The following is a 1,739-nucleotide window of genomic DNA, read 5'->3' on the forward strand; positions in this document are numbered from 1 at the left end:
GTAATGATCGTCAGAAATTGGCGTTGCGATTTACGTTATTGAAGTGGGTTTTTATGAGCGTAATAGATTGATAGGTATGGGGTTTATAATTTTTCGCTGTTGATGGTTCTGTGTTGAAGAATATTTGACTGGGTTGGTTTTGTTGTGACTAGCCGGTCAGTTTGATGTCGTTTATGGTGGTGTTTGTTGTGATAAATTAAATTGGTTAAGTACTCTGTGGCGTCTGCCGAAGTATTACAGGTGGAGGGTGTCGGCTGTTGCTCGGTATCGCAAAAAATGAAACTATTGATCGGTTTTATCCAGTGGCCGATAACGGCTAATTCGGCTGGGTATTTGTATTAAACCGTACTCGGCTCGGCGGTAGAACAGTAGCTAGGCGCTTTTAAAGGGGCGGTTGCAGGATCTGAGTGCAACACGGTTATTGAATTGAAGCGGGAGCATCATGCCGCATCACCACGGCTTCTTGCATCACTTCGCCCATCACCTCGATCGGGCATTTGAAGTCGAAGCGTTTGCGCGGTCGCATATTCAGTTGCAAAGCGATGGCGTCCAGGGCTTCCTGACTATGCACCGACAAGTCCGTGCCCTTGGGCAGGTACTGGCGGATCAGTCCATTGATGTTCTCATTGCTGCCGCGTTGCCAGGGGCTGTGCGGGTCGCAGAAGTAGATCGCCACCCCGGTCCGCTGGGTGATCTCGGCGTGCCGCGCCATCTCCCGGCCCTGGTCGTAGGTCATGCTCTTGCGCACCGCCAGCGGCATGCCATTGAGCGCCGCACTGAAGCCCTCCAGCGCCGAGGTCGCCGTCGCGTCGGCCATCTTGATCAGCATCAGGTAGCCGCTGGTACGCTCCACCAAGGTGCCCACCGCCGAGGCATTGGCCTTGCCCTTGATCAGGTCGCCCTCCCAATGGCCTGGCATCAGCCGGTCTTCGACCTCCGGCGGGCGCACGTGGATGCTGAGCATTTCAGGGATCTGGCCGCGCCGATCGACGCCGCCAGAGCGCGGCCTGCGACTCGTCTTGCCCTGGCGCAGGCAGATGATCAGCTCCTTGCGCAGGCCACCGACCGGCAGGGCGTAGATCGCGTTATAGATCGTCTCGCGGCAGACGTAGGCCTCTCTGAGGCTGGGTATGTTCATGCTGCGCAGCTTGCCGGCAATCTGCTCGGGAGACAAACCCTCACGCAGCATATGGACGACCAGCTCGAAGCGCTCACTGCCCGGCAGCAGCTTGCACTGAGGCCTGCAGACCTGGCGGCGGACCTGCATCTGCTGCTGGGCAGCACAGGCCTGGTAGCGGGTGCCAGGGGCCCGGTTGCGGCGCAGCTCCCGGCTGATGGTCGAGGGGGAGCGGCCGAGCATCCGGGCAATTCGCCGCTGGCTGAAACCTTGGGCAAGGCCGAGTTGAAGGGTCGCACGTTCGGGGATACTGAGTTCGTGATAGGACATAGTGGCAGCACCGTACCGGAAAGGTCAGGTGTTGCACTCAGTTTTTGCGGCCGCCTGGATTAAAGCACAGCGGGAACTATTCGATAGCACAAGAAGAGCCACTCCTCAAAGCTTTTCGAATTTTTGCTGCATCAACATCAGCAAAAAAAATTATCGTACTAGACAATCTGGAGTCCATATTCAACACTCCAGATTTAATGAACGAACTCGCAGATATAATCATTCTATTAGATGATTCGCGCTATGCTGATTGCAACATCAATTTTTTGATTGTCGGAATCCCCAACGGGGT

2 protein-coding genes are annotated in these 1,739 nt (G+C 55.6%); one reads left to right on the forward strand and one right to left on the reverse strand.

Annotated elements, in window-relative coordinates; all coding sequences use genetic code 11:
* Positions 1-418 precede the first annotated feature (418 nt).
* Complete coding sequence (locus tag ASU03_RS20095; protein WP_011711660.1) at positions 419-1,447, reverse strand: IS30-like element ISShes10 family transposase; 1,029 nt, start codon at positions 1,445-1,447, stop codon at positions 419-421.
* Between the two features lie 44 nt (positions 1,448-1,491).
* Between ASU03_RS20095 and ASU03_RS21615 the strand changes: the two genes are divergently transcribed.
* On the forward strand, positions 1,492-1,739 hold a 248-nt coding region (locus tag ASU03_RS21615; RefSeq protein ID WP_231731637.1), incomplete at its 3' end, for a hypothetical protein.

It is taken from the genome of Colwellia sp. TT2012, assembly GCF_001440345.1.
GTDB lineage: Bacteria > Pseudomonadota > Gammaproteobacteria > Enterobacterales > Alteromonadaceae > Colwellia.

What these genes read in the sequence shown, in the direction of transcription:
- ASU03_RS20095 (WP_011711660.1), bottom strand. Translation starts at nt 1,447, where the DNA reads ATGTCCTATCACGAACTCAGTATCCCCGAACGTGCGACCCTTCAACTC.